This is a genomic window from Rhizobacter sp. (assembly GCF_035702065.1).
Lineage (GTDB): Bacteria > Pseudomonadota > Gammaproteobacteria > Burkholderiales > Burkholderiaceae_C > Rhizobacter.
Genome location: NZ_DASSRA010000180.1, coordinates 1 through 19,364, shown reverse-complemented (window position 1 = coordinate 19,364; position 19,364 = coordinate 1). Strand labels below are relative to the sequence as shown.

The 19,364-nt window shown below is 68.8% G+C and carries 21 protein-coding genes and 1 pseudogene; 8 read left to right on the top strand and 14 right to left on the bottom strand.

What is annotated here, in order from left to right:
• A partial coding sequence (locus tag VFL64_RS08500; protein WP_489539944.1) for an FAD-dependent oxidoreductase occupies positions 1–131 on the bottom strand: 131 nt, incomplete at its 3' end.
• Positions 128–1,564 (bottom strand): TAXI family TRAP transporter solute-binding subunit, encoded by a 1,437-nt coding sequence (locus tag VFL64_RS08495; RefSeq protein WP_489539942.1) that lies wholly within the window; start codon positions 1,562–1,564, stop codon positions 128–130. The genes VFL64_RS08500 and VFL64_RS08495, both read right to left, overlap by 4 nt.
• Positions 1,565–1,635: 71 nt before the next feature.
• Between VFL64_RS08495 and VFL64_RS08490 the strand changes: the two genes are divergently transcribed.
• Together VFL64_RS08490 and VFL64_RS08485 are read left to right on the top strand one after the other, a co-directional pair.
• A complete protein-coding gene (locus tag VFL64_RS08490; protein ID WP_489539941.1) occupies positions 1,636–2,316 on the top strand; it encodes a response regulator in 681 nt (226 codons plus the stop codon).
• 73 nt (positions 2,317–2,389) lie between these two features.
• Complete coding sequence (locus tag VFL64_RS08485; RefSeq protein WP_489539940.1) at positions 2,390–3,685, top strand: ATP-binding protein; 1,296 nt, start codon at positions 2,390–2,392, stop codon at positions 3,683–3,685.
• 13 nt (positions 3,686–3,698) lie between these two features.
• Here VFL64_RS08485 and VFL64_RS08480 read toward each other — a convergent pair whose 3' ends face one another.
• Positions 3,699–4,703: a hypothetical protein gene (locus VFL64_RS08480; protein ID WP_489539939.1), complete on the bottom strand. Its 1,005-nt coding sequence runs from the start codon at positions 4,701–4,703 to the stop codon at positions 3,699–3,701.
• 125 nt (positions 4,704–4,828) lie between these two features.
• Here VFL64_RS08480 and VFL64_RS08475 point away from each other — a divergent pair, with 125 nt between their 5' ends.
• Complete coding sequence (locus VFL64_RS08475) at positions 4,829–6,331, top strand: M48 family metalloprotease (RefSeq protein WP_489539938.1); 1,503 nt, start codon at positions 4,829–4,831, stop codon at positions 6,329–6,331.
• A 61-nt stretch (positions 6,332–6,392) separates the two neighbouring features.
• Here the strand turns inward: VFL64_RS08475 and VFL64_RS08470 are convergent, their stop codons facing one another.
• The 6 genes from VFL64_RS08470 to soxR form a co-directional block, all read right to left on the bottom strand.
• Entirely contained in the window at positions 6,393–6,854 is a 462-nt protein-coding gene (locus VFL64_RS08470; RefSeq protein ID WP_489539937.1) for a cupin domain-containing protein, read from the bottom strand.
• Positions 6,855–6,949: 95 nt separating this feature from the next.
• Positions 6,950–8,104, bottom strand: a complete 1,155-nt coding sequence (locus tag VFL64_RS08465; protein WP_489539936.1) for an acyl-CoA dehydrogenase family protein — start codon at positions 8,102–8,104, stop codon at positions 6,950–6,952.
• A 91-nt stretch (positions 8,105–8,195) separates the two neighbouring features.
• Positions 8,196–9,008 carry a YihY family inner membrane protein gene (locus VFL64_RS08460; RefSeq protein WP_489539935.1) on the bottom strand — a complete coding sequence of 271 codons (813 nt, stop codon included), beginning with the start codon at positions 9,006–9,008 and terminating at the stop codon, positions 8,196–8,198.
• A gap of 62 nt (positions 9,009–9,070) precedes the next feature.
• Positions 9,071–9,499 (bottom strand): VOC family protein, encoded by a 429-nt coding sequence (locus VFL64_RS08455; protein ID WP_489539934.1) that lies wholly within the window; start codon positions 9,497–9,499, stop codon positions 9,071–9,073.
• Between the two features lie 103 nt (positions 9,500–9,602).
• Complete coding sequence (locus VFL64_RS08450) at positions 9,603–10,763, bottom strand: HPP family protein (protein ID WP_489539933.1); 1,161 nt, start codon at positions 10,761–10,763, stop codon at positions 9,603–9,605.
• Between the two features lie 41 nt (positions 10,764–10,804).
• Positions 10,805–11,293 carry a redox-sensitive transcriptional activator SoxR gene (soxR, locus tag VFL64_RS08445; RefSeq protein WP_489539932.1) on the bottom strand — a complete coding sequence of 163 codons (489 nt, stop codon included), beginning with the start codon at positions 11,291–11,293 and terminating at the stop codon, positions 10,805–10,807.
• Between the two features lie 74 nt (positions 11,294–11,367).
• Between soxR and VFL64_RS08440 the strand changes: the two genes are divergently transcribed.
• The 3 genes from VFL64_RS08440 to VFL64_RS08430 all read left to right on the top strand — a co-directional run bounded on the left by VFL64_RS08440 (position 11,368) and on the right by VFL64_RS08430 (position 13,765).
• Positions 11,368–11,691: an antibiotic biosynthesis monooxygenase gene (locus VFL64_RS08440; RefSeq protein WP_489539931.1), complete on the top strand. Its 324-nt coding sequence runs from the start codon at positions 11,368–11,370 to the stop codon at positions 11,689–11,691.
• Between the two features lie 70 nt (positions 11,692–11,761).
• Positions 11,762–12,889 carry an aminotransferase class V-fold PLP-dependent enzyme gene (locus VFL64_RS08435; RefSeq protein ID WP_489539930.1) on the top strand — a complete coding sequence of 376 codons (1,128 nt, stop codon included), beginning with the start codon at positions 11,762–11,764 and terminating at the stop codon, positions 12,887–12,889.
• 3 nt (positions 12,890–12,892) lie between these two features.
• The gene (locus VFL64_RS08430) at positions 12,893–13,765 is read left to right on the top strand and encodes an ion transporter (protein WP_489539929.1); all 873 of its coding nucleotides are present in this window, start codon (positions 12,893–12,895) and stop codon (positions 13,763–13,765) included.
• A gap of 24 nt (positions 13,766–13,789) precedes the next feature.
• Here the strand turns inward: VFL64_RS08430 and VFL64_RS08425 are convergent, their stop codons facing one another.
• Together VFL64_RS08425 and VFL64_RS08420 are read right to left on the bottom strand one after the other, a co-directional pair.
• Entirely contained in the window at positions 13,790–14,413 is a 624-nt protein-coding gene (locus tag VFL64_RS08425; protein ID WP_489539943.1) for a glutathione S-transferase family protein, read from the bottom strand.
• Between the two features lie 6 nt (positions 14,414–14,419).
• Positions 14,420–14,815 (bottom strand): annotated as a pseudogene (locus tag VFL64_RS08420) (PPC domain-containing DNA-binding protein); the annotation flags it as partial.
• 130 nt (positions 14,816–14,945) lie between these two features.
• On the opposite strand from VFL64_RS08420, the gene VFL64_RS08415 reads away from it, so the two are divergent.
• A complete protein-coding gene (locus tag VFL64_RS08415) occupies positions 14,946–16,481 on the top strand; it encodes a Do family serine endopeptidase (protein ID WP_489539928.1) in 1,536 nt (511 codons plus the stop codon).
• A gap of 111 nt (positions 16,482–16,592) precedes the next feature.
• Positions 16,593–17,132, top strand: a complete 540-nt coding sequence (locus VFL64_RS08410) for a hypothetical protein (RefSeq protein ID WP_489539927.1) — start codon at positions 16,593–16,595, stop codon at positions 17,130–17,132.
• Here the strand turns inward: VFL64_RS08410 and VFL64_RS08405 are convergent.
• The 3 genes from VFL64_RS08405 to kynA are packed head-to-tail and all read right to left on the bottom strand — an operon-like array spanning position 17,121 to position 19,304.
• Entirely contained in the window at positions 17,121–17,579 is a 459-nt protein-coding gene (locus VFL64_RS08405) for a VOC family protein (protein WP_489539926.1), read from the bottom strand. The two genes, VFL64_RS08410 and VFL64_RS08405, sit on opposite strands and share 12 nt — an antisense overlap.
• Positions 17,580–17,625: 46 nt before the next feature.
• Entirely contained in the window at positions 17,626–18,465 is an 840-nt protein-coding gene (locus VFL64_RS08400; protein WP_489539925.1) for a helix-turn-helix domain-containing protein, read from the bottom strand.
• 2 nt (positions 18,466–18,467) lie between these two features.
• The gene (kynA, locus tag VFL64_RS08395; RefSeq protein ID WP_489539924.1) at positions 18,468–19,304 is read right to left on the bottom strand and encodes a tryptophan 2,3-dioxygenase; all 837 of its coding nucleotides are present in this window, start codon (positions 19,302–19,304) and stop codon (positions 18,468–18,470) included.
• Between the last annotated feature and the right edge of the window lie 60 nt (positions 19,305–19,364).

Below are 19,364 nucleotides of genomic sequence, written 5' to 3'. Positions count from 1 at the left end.
TGGTGGTTGGTGCGGTCGATGAGCGTGATGTTGACCGGCGCCTTGGCCAGCGCGCGCACGGCCTCCAGGCCGCCGAAGCCGCAGCCGATGATGACGACGTGGGGCAGCTTGGCAAGGGGTTGCTGGCTCATGCTGTGGCCTCGGTCTGCGCCGCCAGCAGCTTCTTGCGCACCAGCACGATGTGGCTGCGCAGCGAGTACAGCTCGTCGGTGTAGCTGAGCGGGATGGTCACGTGCTCAACCGCCTGCTCGATGCTGTCGAGCTCCTTCAGCAGCTCGGCCGTCGGGCGCTTGCCCTGGTCGTCTTCCACCACGCGCAGGCGGCCGTACCAGCGGAAGACGCGCGAACGGATGCGGAACTCGTACAGCGGCGGCACCACGCGCGACATCGGGATCACGATGGCGATGATGGAGACCAGCACCACCCACATGCGGTCGATCAGGTTGGCCAGCCAGAAAGGCAGGTAGCGCTGCAGGATGGGCACGCCGCGGGCGTAGAAGCGCTGCGCCTCGGCGGCCAGCGGGCGCTCGGTGTTCTTGGCGCTGGGGAAGTCGCCCTTGCGCTGGAACCACCCGGCCTGGCTGTGGATGGTGCTGGCCGCCTGCATGAAGAGCTGGATCAGCGCCGGGTGCGTGCCCTCGCGCGCCACCAGCGTGGCGGTGGGGGCGACCATGTGCACGTCGGCTGGGGGCACGTCGCCGGCCAGGTCGACCACGCCGCGCGGCAGCGTCACCGGGCTCATGAACGGGAAGCGCCGCGAATAGGCGTCGGCCTGGGCGAAGTTGAAGAGCTTGATGCCCGGCGTCTGCAGCAGCATCTGCACCATCACCGATTCCGGCGCGGAGTTGAAGACGAGCGCGTCGCTCTGGCCGTCCAGCAGAGCCACCACGGCCGGGGTCAGCGGCTCGCGCAGCAGCGTGAGCGAGCTCCGGTCGATGTGGTTGGCGTCGAGCAGCTTGCGCATCAGGCCGGGTGAGCCGCTGCCGCGCGCGCCGATGTTGAGGCGCCAGCCAGGCAGCTGCGCCAGGCTGGTGAGTGTGGCCCCCACGTCGCTTTGCTCCTGCCCCCCCGGGGGGCGCGGTCGGCCCGGCGATCGACCGTCCGTGTCCTTCTTCAGCAGCCGCTTGGCCGAGTCCTCTCGGTAGAAGAGCCAAAGCGGCTCGTAGAAGAGGCTGCCCAGGGAGACCAGCGTCTCGTCGGCATCCGCATCGGCGTCGGCATTGGCCTCGCCGCGGCGGTCGCGGTCTTCGGCGCCGCCTTGCACGAAGGCGATGTCCACGCCGGAGTTGGGGTCCTTCAGGAGCCGCAGGTTCTCCCCTGCGCCGGCGGTGTGGCGCAGCTCCACCTCGATGCCGTGCTGCTTGAGCAGCGCGGCGTAGCGCTTGCCGAACTCGCTGTAGGCGCCTTGCTCCACCCCGGTGGCCAGCACCACGCGCTTGGGCGGCGTGGGGTCGAGCGCGAGGTAGGCCAGCACCAGCAAGGCGATCGTCAGGACAATGAACGGGCCGGCGGTGGCGAGCAGGTCGCGGAACGACAGCAAGGTGTTGCGCAGAACTTTGGGCATGGTGCGGCTCCAACGGCGGTGCGGCCCGCACGATACCGTATGCTTTTCGCTCTCATGGACATCCCCACCCAATGCGCCTGCTGCTCGTAGAAGACGACCGCATGATCGGCGAGAGCCTGCGCACCGCGCTGCGCCAGGAAGGCCATGCCGTCGATTGGGTGAGAGACACCACCGCGGCCCAGGCCACACTCGGCAGCGAACGTTTCGACCTGTTGCTGCTTGACCTGGGCCTGCCGCCGCTGCCCGATGCTGCCCCCAGCGGCGAAGGCGGCCTGGGCGTGCTGCGCTGGCTGCGCGGCCGGCAGGACGCTACGCCGGTCATCGTGCTCACCGCGCGCGACGCGCTGGGCGACCGCGTGCGGGGCCTCGATGCAGGCGCTGACGACTACCTCGTCAAGCCCTTCGAGCTGGATGAGCTCAACGCCCGCATGCGCGCCGTGCTGCGCCGCCACGGTGGGCGGTCGCAGCCACAGCTGGCGCACCGCGGCGTGACGCTGGACCCGGCCACGCGCCAGGTCACGCAAGACGGGCAGCCGGTGCTGCTGTCGGCGCGCGAGTTCGCCGTGCTGGAAGCGTTGATGGCGCGACCCGGCGCGCTGCTGTCGCGGGCCCAGCTCGAGGACAAGCTCTATGGCTGGGGCGAAGAGATCGAGAGCAACGCCGTCTCGGTCTACATCCATCAACTGAGGCGCAAGCTCGGAGCGGAGTTCATCCAGAACATGCGCGGCGTGGGCTACTTCATTCCAGCATGAGGTCGAACGCCGGGCCGCCCCAAGTTCGACCGCGCCCCCTTGGGGGGCAGGAGCGCTGCGACGTGGGGGCTCCATGAACTCCATACGCGCCCGGCTCCTTCTCGCCCTGCTTGGCATGCTCGCACTGGTCGCCCTGGTGATGGGCGTGGTGACATACCGCAGCGTGCTCACCGAGACCGAGGCCATCTTCGACTACCAGCTGCGCCAGATGGCGCTCTCGCTGCGCGACCAGGGCGAGATCCCGCCCGATCAGGCCGATGCCCTGGCCGACGAGCAGCTCGACTTCGTGGTGCAGATCTGGACCATCGACGGCCGCAGCATCTACGCCACCCGCAACCACCGCGAGCTGCCCAGCCGGGCGCTGCTCGGCCTGGCCGACGTGCGCGTCCAGGGCGAGACCTGGCGCACCTTCAGCGTCGCCACGCCGGGGCGCGTGATCCAGGTGGCGCAGCCGCTGAGCATCCGCCAGCGCCTGGCCGCCAACGCCGCGCTGCGCAGCGTGATGCCGCTGCTCCTGCTCGCACCGGTGATGGCCCTGGTGGCATGGTGGCTGGCCGCCGTGACGCTGGCCCCGCTGCGCCGCGTGGTGGCCGAGGTGCGTGCACGCGATGACAAGCTGCTGCAGCCGCTGCCCGATGTGGGCCTGCCCGACGACGTGTCGCCGCTGGTGGCGGCACTCAATGGGCTGCTGGAGCGCCTGGGCCACGCGCTGGAGACGCAGCGTGCCTTTCTCTCCGATGCGGCCCACGAGCTGCGCTCGCCGCTCACCGCGCTCAAGCTGCAGCTCGAGACGCTCAAGCGCGCCCCCGACGAGGCCGCGCAGAGCCAGGCGGTGGCCACGCTGTCCGACGGCATCGACCGCGCGGCGCGCATCGTGGAGCAGTTGCTGCTGCTGGCCCGCAACGAGCCCGATGCGCCCTCGCAGGCCTTCGAGGCGCTCGACCTGAGCGAGGTCGTCCGCCAGGCGGTGGCCGAGACCGTGCCCTACGCGCTGTCGCGCGGCAGCGAGTTCGAGCTGTTCGCCGACCGGCCCGTCACCGTGCGCGGCGATCGCCAGGCGCTGACCGCTCTGGTGCGCAACCTGGCCGACAACGCCGTGCGCTACGCGCCGCCGCAGTCGCGGGTGGAACTGCGCGTGCACGAGGAGGCCGGTGTGCCCACCCTGGTGGTCGACGACGCCGGCCCGGGCATTCCGCCCGACGAGCGCGAGCGCGTGTTCGACCGCTTCTACCGGCGCGCCTCGGGCAACGAGGCCGGCTCGGGCCTGGGCCTGGCCATCGTGAAGAGCGTGGCGGCACGCCACGGCGCCACCGTGGCGCTCGGCGAGTCGCCGCTCGGGGGCTTGCGCGTGACTGTGCGCTTCGCCTGAACGCAGGCTCTCGCTATTTCGTGGCCTCGCCCTGGCCGGGGAACAGGCCCCCCAGCCGGGCCTGCACCGTGCCCATGAGCTTTTGCTCCCCGAGGCCGAGGATGACGCCGAGGATGAAGGCCTTCTTCGGGCCCGCGACGACGTGCGACAGCTTCAGACCGCCAACGTCCACGTCGCCCAGGCCCACGACGGCCACCATCGCGACCACGGCGGCAAACGTGCCGGTGAGAAGCAGGCGCACGTTGGGCGTCAGGAAGTCGGGGTTGTCGCAGGTGAGTGCAGCGATGTCGAAGTCGTGCGTGCGGATCGCATACGCCAGGCACACACCCACGAAGCTGCCCACCCACAGCAGCATGAAATAGGCGGCCACGTCGTGTTCCACGCCCAGCCTGCCGAGCAGCTTGACCACATCGCCTTTCGGCGGCAGCAGGGTGAGCAGCACGTAGGCCACGAGGAACATGACCGACAGGTTCACCGCGGCCCCCGCCAGCTTGGCCAGGCGGCTGTTCTTGATGCGCGGCGCCTCGTCTTCGATGAGGTCTTTTTCGAGCGCCGCGATCTCGGCCCGCGCCGCCTCGGCCGACAGGCGGCCTCCCACCTTCTTCTTGTTGTCGGCATCCAGGCTGACATCGCCTTCCAGGGCGAGCTGCGCGATGTAGAACAGGCGCACGAAGTGGGGTCGGAACTTCTCCTCCTGTGGCGGCTGGCTGTGCAGGTACAGCTCGCGCAGCGCGTGGGCGATCTTCTCGAGCTGGCGGTACAGCGCCAGGTCGGTCGTGTCGGGCGAGGAACCGGTTTCGATGGAGATGTCGAAGACCAGCTCGCAGGCCTCGCGGTTGCTGGGGTCGGCCAGCTTTCTTTCGTCCAGGATCGGCCCTTTGCCGTTCTTGTCGGCCACGGCGAGGGTGAATGCTGATCGGGGAACGGGCTTTGCCAGCGTTTCGTCCTTCTCTCCCTTTGCTGTCCCGCCTTTCGGCTTCTCGGCCGGCGGCGTCCCAGGCGGGTTCAGTTCGCTCATGGTGGTCCCCTCATGCGTGTGGCTCGCAGGGCGACGCTAAGCCCGCGTGGCGGCCCGCACATTGACTTCGCGCAACGTGCCGAGCTGGGCTACGCTTGTGCTTCCCTCATAGCCGGCCTTGCACCATGAACATTCGTCGCGCCGTTCTCTTGCCCGTGCTGATGTGTGCTGCCTTGCTCGCGGCCTGCGGCACCCAGGTCGTCAACCCCGTCACCGGCCAGACCGAGCGCTCGGCCATGACCGAGCAGGACGAGATCGCTGAAGGCAAGAAGGCCCACCAGGGCGTGCTGGAGGAGTACGGCGCCTATGCCAACCCAAGGCTGCAGGCCTACGTGAACGACATCGGCCAGAAGCTCGCGAAGCAGTCGCACCGTGCCAACCTGCAGTGGACCTTCACCGTGCTCGACAGCCCCGAGATCAACGCCTTCGCACTGCCGGGCGGCTACGTCTACGTCACGCGCGGCATCATGGCCTACCTCGACAGCGAGGCCGAGCTGGCCGGCGTGATCGGCCACGAGATCGGCCACGTGACGGCCCGCCATGGGGCGCAGCGCGCCACCCAGCAGCAGAACGCGAGCTACGGCGTGATGGCCGCCAACGTGCTCGGGGCGGTGCTCGAAGGCGTGGTGGGCGTCGGCGGGATATCCAACATCGCCAACCAGGTGTCGCAGACGGCCGCCGCCGGCTACGTGGCCTCGTACAGCCGCGACCAGGAGTCGCAGGCCGACCAGCTCGGCGCCGAGTACCTGGCGCGCAACCAGTACAACCCGCAGAACATGGTCGACGTGATCGAGGTGCTCAAGAACCAGGAGCGCTTTGCCGCCGATGCCGCCAAGGCCGAAGGCAAGGCCGCGCCGTCGGGCACCAGCTGGCTGGCCTCGCACCCGAGCAACGACAAGCGTCTGGCCGACATCCGCCAGATCGCCGCCAAGTACCAGGGCAGCTACGGCGACGACGGGCGCTCACGCTACCTGCAGGCCGTCAGCGGCATGGCCTTCGGCGACAGCCAGGAGCAGGGCGTGGTGCGCGGGCGCAGCTTCTACCACGAGAGCCTGGGCATCGCGCTCACCGCGCCAGCCGGCTGGCAGATCCAGAACTCGCCCGAGGCCATCGTGCTGGCCAACGGCGCGGCCGATGCCGGGCTGATCGTGCGCACCGTGCCCGCCAAGGCCGGCAGCACGCACGAGGAGGTGATCCGCAACGTGATCAAGCCGGCCGACGGGCGTGTGGAGCGGCGCTCGATCAACGGCCTGTCGGCCACGCACTTCACCGGCACCGTGCGCAACGACCAGGGGCAGAGCAAGGCGGTGGACCTCACCCTCGTCAGCGGCCCGGGCGGGCACACCTACGCCTTGCAGCGCGCGGCCAAGAGCGCCGCGGCCATGCAGAACGCCGGCACGCAACTGGCCGAGGCCGAAGGCTCCTTCCGCGCCATGACGGCCGCCGACCGCACGGCCGCGCGGCCGTTCACCGTGAAGACCGTGGCCTACCCGCGCGGCGGCTTCGCCGAGCTGGCACGCTCATCGCCGCTGCCCGTGCGGGCCGAAGACCAGTTGCGCCTGATGAACGGCGCTTACGGCGGCGGCGCCGAGCCCAAGCCGGGGCAACTGGTGAAGGTGGTGAACTGACTGGCGGTGAGGGGAAGGCTGCGCCTTGTCCTCGAGGCCGGCGCGCGTCGGTCGCGAGTTGTCAGTAGGGGCTGGTGGCCGGGCGGCCGGCCCCGTCGGTCCACAGGTCGTCCGGGAGCGAGCGGTCGCGCAGGCAGACCCGATCGTTGTCCGGGTAGGTGATCCGATCCACCGAAGCCCTGGTACCAACCACCAGGCACCGCGTCGGAAGAGTGCTCCGGTTCTCCAGGCAATGCCCGATCGGCACGGCGGCCCGAAAGGTGGCTGCATCGCCGGCCCTCAAGCGCGTCTCGGACGAACCCTCGATGAGCGTGATCTCGCCGGCGAGAACATAGACCATCTCGTCCTCGGCACTGTGCCAATGCTTGATGGATGAGCGGCAACCTGGCTGAAGGACTTCAATGAACGCGCCAAACTGCGTGAGGCCTCCGGCCTCGCTGATCCAAAGTGTCTGATTCGGCTCGGAAGAGCCTTCAACGGGACTGGTCTCGGCGACGAACTGATCGGGGGTAAACGCAGGCATGGAAGGCTCCTATCGACACTCGCAGCATTCTGCGCGAAGCGCCGAAATGAAAGCGGCCGCCCGAAGGCGGCCGCGTCAACGAGGCGCCGCAGCGCCTACTGCGTCAGCTCCTTGACCATGTTGCGCGCGATCACCATCTGCTGGATCTGGCTCGTGCCTTCGTACAGGCGGAACAGGCGCACGTCGCGGTAGAAGCGTTCCATGGCGTGCTCGGCGATGTAGCCCGAACCGCCGAGGATCTGCACGCCGCGGTCGGCCACCCGGCCCACCATCTCCGAGGCGTACAGCTTGGCGCACGAAGCCTCTGTGGAATGGGGCTGTTTCAGGTCGCGCTTGCGGGCTGCATCGAGCACCATGCACTCGGCCGCGTAGAGCTCGGTCTTGCTGTCGGCGAGCATGGCCTGCACCAGTTGGAACTCGGCGATGGGCTGGCCGAACTGCTTGCGTTCCACGGCGTACTGCAGTGCGTCAGCCAGGATGCGCTTGGCCACGCCCACGCAGATGGCAGCGATGTGGATGCGGCCTTTGTCGAGCACTTTCATCGCGGTGTAGAAGCCCTTGCCCTCCACGCCGCCGATCAGGTTGGCCGCGGGCACGCGGCAGTTCTCGAAGATCACGTCGCAGGTGTGCGCGCCCTTCTGGCCCATCTTCTTGTCGCGCTTGCCCAGGCTGATGCCGGGCGACTTGGCGTCGACGATGAAGGCCGAGATGCCCGAGGCACCCTTCTTGGCCGGGTCGGTGCGCGCCATCAGCGTGAAGATGCCGGCCTGCGGCGCGTTGGTGATGAAGCGCTTGGTGCCGTTGACCACGTAGTGGTCGCCATCCTTGATGGCGGTGGTGCGCAGCGAGGCGGAGTCGGAGCCCGAGTCGGGCTCGGTCAGCGCGAAGGACGCGATGATCTCGCCGGTGGCCATCTTGGGCAGGAACTTGGCCTTCTGCTCCTCGGTGCCGTCCATCAGGATGCCTTGCGAGCCGATGCCCACCGTGGTGCCGAACACCGAGCGGAAGGCCGGCGAGGTCTGGCCCATCTCGATCATGGCCAGCACCTCTTCTTCCATCGTGAGTTCCAGGCCGCCGTAGGCCTCGGGGATGGTGAGACCGAAGAGGCCCAGTTCGCGCATTTCGTCGACGATGGCTGGCGGGATCTCGTCGGTGTCGGAGACTTCATGCTCGGCCGGCACGAGGCGTTCGCGCACGAAGCGGCGCACGCTGTCGACGAGGGCGGTGAGGGTTTCTTGGTCGCGGATCATGGGTGGTCTCTGTCCAGATGGGTCGTGAATCAATGGCAACCGGCAAGCATAGTGGATGGCCGTGCTAATTGCGCCACCCGAAGTCGGTGATTCAGCTGCGGGCGCCCTTGACCGCCTTGGCCGCGAGATTGGCCGTGACGAGCGCCGCCCCCAGCGTCACCAGCCACGAAACGTACACCCAGAGCAGGAAGATGGGAAACACCGAGAAGGCGCCGTACACCGCCTTGTAGGTCGGCAGCTTGAGCACGTAGGCCGCGAAGGCGCGCTTGCCGAGCTCGATGCCGAGGCTGGCCAGCAGGCCGCCGAAGACGGCGTCGCGCTTGCGCACCCGGGTGTTGGGCACGAAGTAGAAGAGGCTGGCCAGTCCGGCCATGCCCAGCAGCACCGGGCCCATGTTGAGCACGAAGCGCCATGAGGGTGGCAGTTCGCCGATCCAGCCCATCGACGCGCTGACCACGTACGAGGTGGCCCACAAACTGACGCCCAGCGCCGGCGGGCCGACGCTCAGCATCAGCAGGTACAGGCCCACACGCTTGAGGATCGGCCGGTTCTTCTTGACGGCCCAGATCTGGTTGAACGCGTTCTCGATGGTGAGCAACAGGGCGACGGACGTCACGAGCAGAAAGACCGAACCCACCAGCGTGAGCCCGCTCGCATTGGCGGCGAACTGGTGCAGGTACTTGAACACCGTGCGCGAGATGTCGGCTGGCAGCAGACTGCGCAGCAGATGCTCCTCGAGTGCGTCCTCGAAGCGCTTGAAGACAGGAAAACGCGTGAACAGCGCGAAGCACACCGTGAGGAAGGGCACGATCGACAGCACGGTGGTGAAGGTGAGGCTGCCGGCGATCTGCGGCAGGCGCTCCTTGCGCGCGCGGCGGACGGTGTTGCGGATCAGGGTGAACATGGGCCGGCCATTGTCTGATGCCTCCGATGCGGTGGGCATCGGACGGAGGGCCGGCTTCTCCCTCAGAACGTGACTTTCACCGACTCCACGTTCTTCTTGGCAGGGCCATGGAACACCGCCTCGACGTTGTTGCCGTCAGGGTCGATCACGAAGGCCGCGTAGTAACCCGGGTGGTAGGGGCGCTCGCCAGGCGCGCCGTTGTCCTTGCCGCCATGCGCCAGCGCGGCCTTGTGGAAGGCCTCGACGGTGGCGCGGTCGCGGGCCTGGAAGGCGAAGTGGTGGCGGCCGGTGAGCTCGCCCTGTGCGGCCGCGCTGCTGGCGGTGGAGACGAACAGCTCGTCGGCCCAGAAGTAGCCGTCGCCGCTGCCGCCGATGGGGATGCCCAGCACTTCGAGCACGGCGGTGTAGAAGCGCTGGCTCGCGGGGAGATCGCGCACGACGAGTTGCAGGTGGTCGATGAGGCGGCCGCGGTGCAGTTCATGGGTTTCCAAGGGCAGGCTCCTGGGTAGGGTGGGAGGATGCGGCGATGCTAGCCAGCGGCCTTGCACCCGGCCGCCTTGCCCCCTGCTGCCAACAAGGTGTCAGCGCAGGTGGTCAGCCGGTTCTGCACAGCGCGGCCACCAGGTCCGACTGCGTGATGATCCCCACCAGCCGCTTCTCGGCGTCGATGATGGGGATGTGATGGTGGCCCGTGTCGGCGAACAGCGGCACCAGCTCGCTCAGCGGCCGGTCGGCGCTGGCCACGCGCACCTGGCGCACCATGATCTGGCCGACGGCCTCGGGCTTGTCGGAGTGGGTGGTGTACGACGAGCGGATCAGCGCGCGCAGCCGGTCGGCCCAGCCGTGGTGGAAGTCGAGGTCGGCATGGCGCATGAAGTCGGCCAGCGTCACGATGCCGACCACGCGCCTTACCTTGTCGATCACCGGCAGCGCCTTGATGCGCCGCTCGCGCAGCAGCGCCCAGGCGTCTTGCAGCGACGTGCCGTACTCCACGGTGGCCAGGTCGCGCGACATGATGTCGGCGCAGCGGATCTCGCCCAGGCGGCGGCGGTAGGCCTCGACCTCGGTCTGCGCGAGCAGGGCCTGCAGGTCGTCGCGGCTCACGTCGAGCACCTGGTTGTAGCGGGCGAGCACGGCGTCGAGGTCGGCCTCGCTGAAGCCGGGGGTCTTCTGCTGGGCGGCCGGGGCCGGCAGCAGCTGGCCGTGCGGGTAGCGCCGGCCGGTGGCGTTGTTGTAGGCCACACCCACCAGCACCAGCAGCAGCGAGTTGGTAAGCACCGGCACGAGAGCGAAAGACGGGTCGTGCACCCCCGACAGCACCACCAGCAGCGCGCTCGCGCCACCCGGCGGGTGCAGGCAGCGCAGCGCGAACATCGCACCGATGGCCAGGCCCACGGCCACGCCCGCCACCCACGGCGAAGTGCCCCAGGCGGCGGCGCAGGCAATGCCCACCAGCGCGGAGACCGTGTTGCCGCCCACCACCGACCACGGTTGTGCCAGCGGGCTGGCCGGTAGGCCGTAGACCAGCACGGCGCTGGCGCCAATAGGCGCGATCAGCCAGGGCGCATGCCCTGCGTGCTCCGCGAAGAACCAGCCCAGCAGGCCCGACACGAACAGACCGATCGTCGCACCGCAGACCACACGCAGTCGCTCGCGGGTGTTGACCCGCATGCGGGCGGGGATGAAGCCGCGCAGCCAGGTGCGGGCGCGAAGGAGGGCGGGTGTCGCGGCCGGAGTGGGGTTCGGATGGGACATGGGCGATTCGGGCGGGGCGCCGAGGGGTGGCGCGGCGGGCGTCATTGTCGGCGAGCGCGTGGCCGGGGCTGCACCCAGATGCGGTGCGGGCCCGGCCCTTGCGCGGCGAGGGTGTCGAGCGGGTTGCGCAGCTTGCAGCGGTCGATGGAAAGGCAGCCGCAGCCAATGCAGTCGTCGAGCGTGTCACGCAGCCGTTCGAGCTGCTCGATGCGCTGGTCGAGGTCGGCGCGCCAGGCGCTGGACAGGCGCTCCCAGTCGGCGCGTGTGGGTGCGGCGCCGCGCGGCAGGCGGGCCAGGGCCTCGCCGATCTCGGCCAGCCCGATCCCCACGCGTTGCGCCACGCGGATGAAGGCCACACGGCGCAGCACGTCGCGCGCGTAGCGGCGCTGGTTGCCGGCGCTGCGGGTGCTGGTGATGAGGCCCTGGGCTTCGTAGAAATGCAGGGTCGAGACCGCCACGCCGCTGCGCCGCGCGACCTCGCCCACGCCGAGGGTGGAGGCGATGCCGGCCTGTTCGAGTGGAGTTTTCATGAGGAACCTCTTGACCTCAACTTTACTTGAGGTATGAGACTGCGGACTTCCTTCAACGACCCATGGAGTCCGCCATGTCCCATCCATCCGCTTCGGTGTTCCGCCTCGACCACTTCGTCGTGCCGGCCGATGCCTTGCAGCGCTTCATGGAGCGCGTGCACCACGTCGACCGCGCGCTCGCCGCCCTGCCGGGCTGCCGTCAGAACCTGGTGCTGGTGCAGCCCGGCGAGGGCGCCGAATACAAGGTGGCCACCCTGGTCGAGTGGGCCGACCAGGCTGCCGTCGACGCGGCGCGGGCGCACATGCAACGGCAGTACGCGGCCGAAGGCTTCGACCCGCCCGCCTTCATGCGCCAGCTCGGGGTGCGGGCCGACATGGGCGCTTACCGCGCCGCCTGACAAGGCAAGGGCCGGGCGGGGCTGCTAAGCTGGTTTCATTGCCATCAGGACACCTGCTGAGGAGACCCCCATGCCCGGACTGCTGCCCCACGTCGACCCCGAAGGCCTGCTCGAGTTCTCGGTCGTCTACACCGACCGCGCGCTCAACCACATGTCCAAGAAGTTCCAGGGTGTGATGCGCGACATCTCGTCCACGCTCAAGGAGGCCTACCACGCTCGCTCGGCCATCGTGGTGCCGGGCAGCGGCACCTTCGGCATGGAAGGCGTGGCACGCCAGTTCGCCACTGGCCAGAAGGTGCTGGTGATCCGCAACGGCTGGTTCAGCTACCGCTGGACGCAGATCTTCGAGATGGGCTCCATCCCCGCCAGCAGCATCGTGCTCAAGGCCCGCCCCATCGCCAGCGGACCGCAGGCCCCGTTCGCGCCGGCACCCATCGACGAGGTGGTGGCCACCATCCAGCGCGAGAAGCCGGCGCTGGTGTTTGCCGCGCACGTCGAGACGGCCAGCGGCATGATCCTGCCCGACGCCTACCTGCGCGCCGTCGGCGAGGCGGTGCATGCGGTGGGCGGCATGTTCGTGCTCGACTGCATCGCCTCCGGCGCGATGTGGGTCGACATGGTGGCCAATGGCGTCGACGTGCTCATCAGCGCCCCGCAAAAGGGCTGGAGCGGCTCGCCCGGCAGCGCCTTCGTGATGTTGAGCGAGCGTGCCCGCGAGCGCATCGACCACACCACCAGCACCAGCTTCGCCTGCGACCTGCGCAAGTGGCTGCAGATCATGGAGACCTACGAGGGCAGCGCCCACGCGTACCACACCACCATGCCCACCGACGCGCTCACCCGCGTGCGCGACGTGATGCTCGAAACCAAGGCGCTCGGCTTCGAGAAGGCGCGTGAGAAGCAGCAGGAGCTGGGCAGCAAGGTGCGCGCGCTGCTCGCGAAGAAGGGCTTCAAGAGCGTGGCGGCGCCGGGCTTCGAGGCCCCGGGTGTGGTGGTGAGCTACACCGACGACGCCGAGATCCAGTCGTCCAAGAAGTTCGCCGGCCTCGGCCTGCAGACCGCCGCCGGCGTGCCCCTGCAATGCGACGAAGGCCCCGACTTCAAGACCTGGCGCATCGGCCTCTTCGGGCTCGACAAGCTGCAGAACGTCGAGCGCACCGTCAAGCTGCTGGACGACGCGCTGAGCCGCATCCGCTGAATCATGTCCTCGGTTCAGGCGCCCGACGCCCGGGATTTCGGCCGCCCGTTGCAGGGCTGGCGTCTGCGCCTGTACACCATCATTTTCGAGGCCGATACCCGGGCGGGGCGGCTGTTCGACCTGGGGCTGCTGGCCATGATATTGGCCAGCGTTGCCGTGGTGATACTCGACAGCATGGCCGCGATGCATGCGCGGCACGCGGACCTGTTCGACGTGCTCGAATGGGCGTTCACGGGGATCTTCACGCTGGAATACCTGGCACGGCTGGCCTGCGTGCGGCACCCTGCGCGCTATGCACGCAGCTTCTTCGGCGTGATCGACCTGCTGGCCGTGCTGCCCACCTACCTGGCGGTGCTGGTCCCGGGCCTGCATGCCCTGATCGACGTGCGGGTGTTGCGCCTGCTGCGCGTCTTCCGCATCTTCAAGCTGGGTGCCTACGTGGCGGAGTTCGCTGCACTGGGCCGAGCGCTGGCCGCTTCGCGTCGCAAGATATTCGTGTTTCTGTCATTCGTGATGTTGGTGATGCTGGTGATGGGCACGTTGATGTACGTGGTGGAGGGGCCGGAGAACGGCTTCACCAGCATCCCGATGAGCGTGTACTGGGCGATCACGACCATGACCACCGTGGGCTTTGGCGACATCACGCCCAAGACGGATCTCGGCCGCCTGATCGCCTCGGTGATGATGCTGCTGGGCTGGGGCACGCTGGCGGTGCCCACCGGCATCGTGAGCGCCGAGTTCACGGCGCAGCGCATCTCGCGCGTGCCCACCACCCGCACCTGCCACGAATGCCTGAGCGAAGGCCACCTGCCCGAGGCCCGCTTCTGCCGCGACTGCGGCGCGCGTCTGCCGCCCTGGCAGCGCGACGGTTCGTGAGCATGCGCCTGGTTCAGCGCCTGCTCAGGTCTCGGGGAACCGCGCCCGCCACAGCGCGGCCAGGCGCGGCTCGGTATCCACGTGGCGAATGACGGTGGCCATGCGCGGGGCAGCCTCGTAGAAGCGCTCGCGCCAAGGCCCGAAGCGGGAGATGACGGCCACGTAGAGGTCAAGCACCGTGAGCTCATCGCCGAGCAGGTAGGGGCCCGGGTCGAGTTGCGAGTCCATCACGCTCCAGCACCGGGCGATGCGCTCGTGCACGGCATGCACCACGGCATCGCGCGCGCTGGCCGGTGCGCCGATGCGTGACACGTCGGGCTTGATCCAGTGCAGTGAATAGATGGCCGACGAGACGTACAGCATCCAGCGCAGGAACTGCCCGCGTGACGCATCGTCCGGCCGCGGGGCGAGCCGTGCGGCGGGGTACAGGTCGGCCAGGTGGATCAGGATGGCGGCGCTCTCGGTCATCACCTCGCCGCCCGGCCACACCAGGGTCGGGATCTGACGCAGGGGGTTGGCCGTTGCGACCTGGGTGCGGGCGGACTCCGAGACCCAGGTTGCGCCTTCGACCACCGTGAACGGGAGGCCCAGCCAGGTCAGCGCCGCCTCGACGGCGACGGAACCCGACGCCGCGGCGCCATAAAGCACGAGCGGCGGGTCGCGGTGAACCACCAGCTCGTTGAAGCCTGTGGCGGGGTCGGGCTCGCGCGTGAGCGACCCGCCTTGCAGCGGTGCCAGCAGCACCTCGGCCGTGGTGCGCACGGTGTTGCCCAGGCCGACGTGGCCGCCCCACACGCGGCCGGTGGCGTCGGAGACCGACATGTGCAGGTGCGCGCCCGAGGGGCTGAGCGTTCCCGACAGGCTGAGGATTTCGAGCGGCCCCTCGATCAGCGTTTCATCACGCTCACCGGCGAACCGAAGCCGCGCGGCCTCCAGGCTGCCGATGCCGGAGACGACGAAGGCCGATGCAGCGAACTGCTGCGCTGAAGCCTCTTCCAGCGCGCGGCGCAGGTCCGTGCCTGGATGGAGGCGAAGCGGCAGTGAATGCATGCCGCCTATTCTGGAGGGCCTTCCTAACCTTGGCTTAACCCAGCCCTAATTTCGCGCTCACCCTCGCGCCCTATCTTCTGCTGTACGCGCCGCTCGGCGCACACACGAACGTTCAGCAGAAAGGCTCACGATGAAACTCAACCCCTTGAATGCAACCCTGGTTGCAGCAGGCGTGATGGCCATGGGCGCGGCGGGCGCTTTCGGTCTGCCCAACTGGGCCAAGAAAGACGAAGCCAAGGCCAGCGAGCCGCCCGTGGCGGTGGCTGCCGCGACGTCGCCCACGACCGCCGCGGCCGCGCTGGCACCGGTGGCGCCGATCCCGGCGCAGGCCACGGTGCCCAACTACCGCGCCATCTTTGCGCAGGCTGGTCCGGCAGTGGTGGGCGTCACGGTGTCGGGCACGCACAAGCTCACCGCCGAAGAGCTGCAACAGCAGGGCGGCCTGCCGCCCGGCTTTGAGAACGACCCCTTCTTCCGCTTCTTCCGCGGCCTGCCCGGCATGCAACAGCCGCGCAGCCGCGGCGGCAGCCCGGGCGAGCCCTTCCGCGGCCAGGGCTCGGGCTTCATCATCAGCGCCGACGGCCTGATCCTCACCAACGCGCACGTGGTGCGCGAGGCGAAGGAGGTCACCGTGAAGCTCTCCGACCGCCGCGAGTTCGCGGCCAAGGTGCTGGGCGCCGACCCGACGACCGACATCGCCGTGCTGCGCATCAACGCGAAAGACCTGCCGACCGTGCGCCTGGGCAACCCCAAGCAGCTGGAAGTGGGTGACCCGGTGTTGGCCGTGGGCGCGCCCTTCGGCTTCGAGCAAACCGCCACGCAAGGCATCGTGAGCGCCAAGGGCCGCTCGCTGCCTGGTGACTCGGTCGTGCCTTTCATCCAGACCGACGCCGCAGTGAACCCCGGCAACTCGGGTGGCCCGCTGTTCGACGGCAGCGGCGCGGTGGTGGGCATCAACGCGCAGATCTACTCGCAGTCGGGCGGTTACCAGGGCCTGGCCTTCGCCATCCCGATCGACGTGGCGCTCAAGGTCAAGGACCAGATCGTCGCCACCGGCCGCGCCACGCACGGCCGGCTGGGCGTGACGGTGCAGGATGTGAACCAGTCGCTGGCCGAATCCTTCGGCATGAGCCGCCCCGACGGCGCGCTGGTGGCGAGCATCCAGCGCAACAGCGCGGCCGACAAGGCCGGCCTCAAGCCGGGTGACGTGATCACCGAGGTGAACGGCGAGCCCATCGTGCGCTCCGGTTCGCTGAGCAGCGTGATCGGCATGAGCAGCCCCGGCGAGAAGGTCAAGCTGAAGGTCTGGCGCGACAGGTCGGTGCACGAGATCGAGGCCAAGCTGGGCGGTGCCGAAGAGGCCGGCAAGCAGGTGGCCGACAACGACTCGGCCGACAAGGCCGGCCAGCTCGGCCTGGCCTTGCGCCCGCTGACGCGCGACGAGCGTCGCCAGGTGCAGGGTGAGGGCGGCTTGCTGATCCAGGACGTGAGCGGTGCGGCCGAACGTGCCGGGGTGGAAGCCGGCGACGTGCTGGTGGCCATCAATGGCAGGCCGGTCACGTCGATGGAACAGGTCAGGAGCGTGATGAGCGCCAAACCCAAGAGCGTGGCCCTGCTGATCGAGCGTGACGGAGAACGGATCTTCGTGCCGGTAAATCTCGGCTGATCTCGCGTAGGACAAGGGCGCGACGTGCATCGGCGGCGAAACAGAGCGGGCACCGCGTGGTCTCATGAACTCGTCTCAACTGCTCGGCTCCCGAGATCGAGAGGATGCGTCATGAACTTCGACCACCGAAACCTGCTCTCCATTGCCGCCGCTGCCACCCTGCTGTTTGCCGGTACGGCCGGTGCGCAAGACTCGGCACCTGTCGCGGTGCCTTCGCCGCCGCCGGGTGAAGCGGCTCGCTCCGTGGCACCTGGTGAGGCCGTGCCGCTGCCCGATGCCCGGCAATCCGAAGGCGGCGCAGCCTATGTGACAGGTGGCGCCGTCTACGAGCAACTGCCGTCATTCCAGCGCGCGCGCTCCGAGTACCCGCTCAACATCGAGATCTACGAAAAGGCCGGCTCGCGCAACCAGTTCACCGCCGACGCGCAAGTGAAGTTGCTGGATCGCGGCGGCAAGTTGCTGCTCGATGCGCGCGCCGACGGCCCCTACCTGTGGGCCAAGGTGCCGCCGGGCCAGTACAAGGTGCAGACCACGCTCAACGGCATCACCAAGGAGCAGCGCGTGTCCGTGAGCAACGGCCGCTCCACGCGGGCCATCTTCGTCTTCCAGCCGGCCCCGGGCGAGTCGGGCGAGCGCGTTTCACTGCGATAGCAGTTCGGTATAGCGCTGCTGCATCTCCTCGGGCGTCAGCTTCTCGATGGAGTGCCCGATGAGCCAGCTGTGCCCGAACGGGTCGCGGAGGCGGCAGCTGCGCTCGCCGTAGAACTGGTCAGCTGGCTCGCTCAGGAGCGTGGCGCCGGCCGCGACCGCGGCGCGTGCCATGTCATCGCAGTTGTCCACGTGCAGGTGGATGCGCATGCCGGGCACCCCTTCCGGAGGAGGCGCAGGCAGGCCGAACTCCGGGAACGGGTCGGCCAGCATCAGGATGGCGTTGGGCGCCAGTTGCAGCTCGACGTGGCCGATGCGCCCGCTCGGCTCGGTGAGCCTGAACAGCTCGGTGGCACCGAAGGCCTGGGTGTAGAAGTCGACGGCCTTTTGCGTGTCGGGCACGGTCAGGTAGGCGAACACCTCGTGGATGGCGTTGCGGGCAGCGGTCATGGCAGGTCTCCGGGACAGGGCATGGCTGCATCGTAGGCAGCCGACTTCAGCGTGTCTTGAAGATTTTTTCAGTCACCGCCACGTGGGTGGGGTGATCCGGGCCGATGGCGCGGTAGGCACTGGGGGTGATGCCGGCCAGGCGCTTGAACTCGCGCACCAGGTGCGACTGGTCGGCGAACCCGGCCTCGGCCGCAGCCTGTGCCCAGTCCGAGGGGGCCTGGCCAGCGAGCTGCGTCACCATCGCATGAAAGCGCAGCACGCGCGCGTAGCGCTTGGGTGTGAGGCCGACCGCCCGCTCGAAGCGTGCGATGAACTGGGTGGGCCCGCAGCCGCTGGCACGTTGCAGCGGTTCGATGGTGGCGGCATGGGGCTGCCGGGCCATGGACTGCAGGGTGGCCGCGACCATCGCATCGGCCGGTGCGGCGTGCCGCAGCCGCGCCATCAGGTAGGCCTCCAGGCGCAGCAGCCGCGCGTGCGGGCCCTGGGCGGCCTGAAGGTCTGCGCGCAGCACGCGGGCACTCGGCCCCCACAGCGCATCGAGCAGCACCGTGTGGTTGCGCAGCTCGGGCAGGGCGCCGCCGAAGAAGGCGGCAGCACCACCCGGCTTGAAATGCACACCGACCACCGACGAGGCGCCGTGCGTGGCGCGCACCGTGGCGTGGTCCTGCGCGCCGTGGATCACCCCGCCAGTGAAGCGCTGGCCTTGCGCATCGCTTGCGTCCACGAAGCGGGTGAGGGCCTGCCCCTCGAGCAAGGGGATCACGATGTCGGCGCGCCCGGTCGGCAGGTTGATCTCGCGCGCATGCGGCATGGCGCCGCGCTCGCTGGCCCACAGCGTGTCGACGAAGTCCGACAGCGGCGCGATGGGCCGGCGTGTGAGCAGCATGGCTACAAGTCGGTTCGCAGCGACCAGATCTCGGGGAACAGCACCACGTCGAGCATTTTGCGCAGGTAGCTCACGCCGCCGGTGCCGCCGGTGCCGCGCTTGAAGCCGATCACGCGTTCGACGGTGGTGACGTGGCGGAAGCGCCAGAGGCGGAAGGCGTCTTCGAGGTCGGTGAGTTCTTCGCCGAGCTGGTACAGCTCCCAGTGGTGCTGCGGGTCGCGGTAGACGGTGAGCCAGGCCTCTTCGACGGCGCGGCTGGCGGTGTAGGGCTGGGTCCAGTCGCGGTCGGTGTGGTCGGCCGGCACGGCGATGCCGCGGCGCGCCAGCAGGCGCAGGCTTTCGTCGTACAGCGAGGGGGCGCGCCAGGCGGCCTCCACGCGTGCCAGAAGGTCGGGCCGGTGCGCATGGGGCTTGAGCATGGCGGCGTTCTTGTTGCCGAGGAGGAACTCGATGCAGCGGTACTGCGCGCTCTGGAAGCCGCTGCTGTTGCTCAGGTAGGGGCGGATGGCCGAGTACTCGGGCGGCGTCATGGTGGCCAGCACGTCCCAGGCGTGCACCAGCTGCTCCATGATCTTGCTCACCCGCGCCAGCATCTTGAAGGCGCTGCCCAGCTCGTCGTTCGCCACGCAGTGGATGGCGGCACTCAACTCGTGCAGCATCAGCTTCATCCACAGCTCGCTGGTCTGGTGCTGCACGATGAAGAGCATCTCGTTGTGGTCGGGCGAGAGCGGCACCTGGGCGTTGAGCACAGCGTCGAGGTGCAGGTAGTCGCCGTAGCTCATGTCCTTGGAGAAGTCGAGCTTCGCGCCCTCGTCGTGGACGATCCTTTCAGTGCTCATGTGACCGCCGCTCTCTGGTTGAAACGCGGTTCGCGCCATTCGCCGCTGTGCAACACCTGC

Coding starts and splice junctions, on each gene's coding strand:
- VFL64_RS08495 (WP_489539942.1), bottom strand. CDS start 1,564: ATGCCCAAAGTTCTGCGCAACACCTTGCTGTCGTTCCGCGACCTGCTC.
- VFL64_RS08490 (WP_489539941.1), top strand. CDS start 1,636: ATGCGCCTGCTGCTCGTAGAAGACGACCGCATGATCGGCGAGAGCCTG.
- VFL64_RS08485 (WP_489539940.1), top strand. CDS start 2,390: ATGAACTCCATACGCGCCCGGCTCCTTCTCGCCCTGCTTGGCATGCTC.
- VFL64_RS08480 (WP_489539939.1), bottom strand. CDS start 4,703: ATGAGCGAACTGAACCCGCCTGGGACGCCGCCGGCCGAGAAGCCGAAA.
- VFL64_RS08475 (WP_489539938.1), top strand. CDS start 4,829: ATGAACATTCGTCGCGCCGTTCTCTTGCCCGTGCTGATGTGTGCTGCC.
- VFL64_RS08470 (WP_489539937.1), bottom strand. CDS start 6,854: ATGCCTGCGTTTACCCCCGATCAGTTCGTCGCCGAGACCAGTCCCGTT.
- VFL64_RS08465 (WP_489539936.1), bottom strand. CDS start 8,104: ATGATCCGCGACCAAGAAACCCTCACCGCCCTCGTCGACAGCGTGCGC.
- VFL64_RS08460 (WP_489539935.1), bottom strand. CDS start 9,008: ATGTTCACCCTGATCCGCAACACCGTCCGCCGCGCGCGCAAGGAGCGC.
- VFL64_RS08450 (WP_489539933.1), bottom strand. CDS start 10,763: ATGTCCCATCCGAACCCCACTCCGGCCGCGACACCCGCCCTCCTTCGC.
- soxR (WP_489539932.1), bottom strand. CDS start 11,293: ATGAAAACTCCACTCGAACAGGCCGGCATCGCCTCCACCCTCGGCGTG.
- VFL64_RS08440 (WP_489539931.1), top strand. CDS start 11,368: ATGTCCCATCCATCCGCTTCGGTGTTCCGCCTCGACCACTTCGTCGTG.
- VFL64_RS08435 (WP_489539930.1), top strand. CDS start 11,762: ATGCCCGGACTGCTGCCCCACGTCGACCCCGAAGGCCTGCTCGAGTTC.
- VFL64_RS08430 (WP_489539929.1), top strand. CDS start 12,893: ATGTCCTCGGTTCAGGCGCCCGACGCCCGGGATTTCGGCCGCCCGTTG.
- VFL64_RS08415 (WP_489539928.1), top strand. CDS start 14,946: ATGAAACTCAACCCCTTGAATGCAACCCTGGTTGCAGCAGGCGTGATG.
- VFL64_RS08410 (WP_489539927.1), top strand. CDS start 16,593: ATGAACTTCGACCACCGAAACCTGCTCTCCATTGCCGCCGCTGCCACC.
- VFL64_RS08405 (WP_489539926.1), bottom strand. CDS start 17,579: ATGACCGCTGCCCGCAACGCCATCCACGAGGTGTTCGCCTACCTGACC.
- VFL64_RS08400 (WP_489539925.1), bottom strand. CDS start 18,465: ATGCTGCTCACACGCCGGCCCATCGCGCCGCTGTCGGACTTCGTCGAC.
- kynA (WP_489539924.1), bottom strand. CDS start 19,304: ATGAGCACTGAAAGGATCGTCCACGACGAGGGCGCGAAGCTCGACTTC.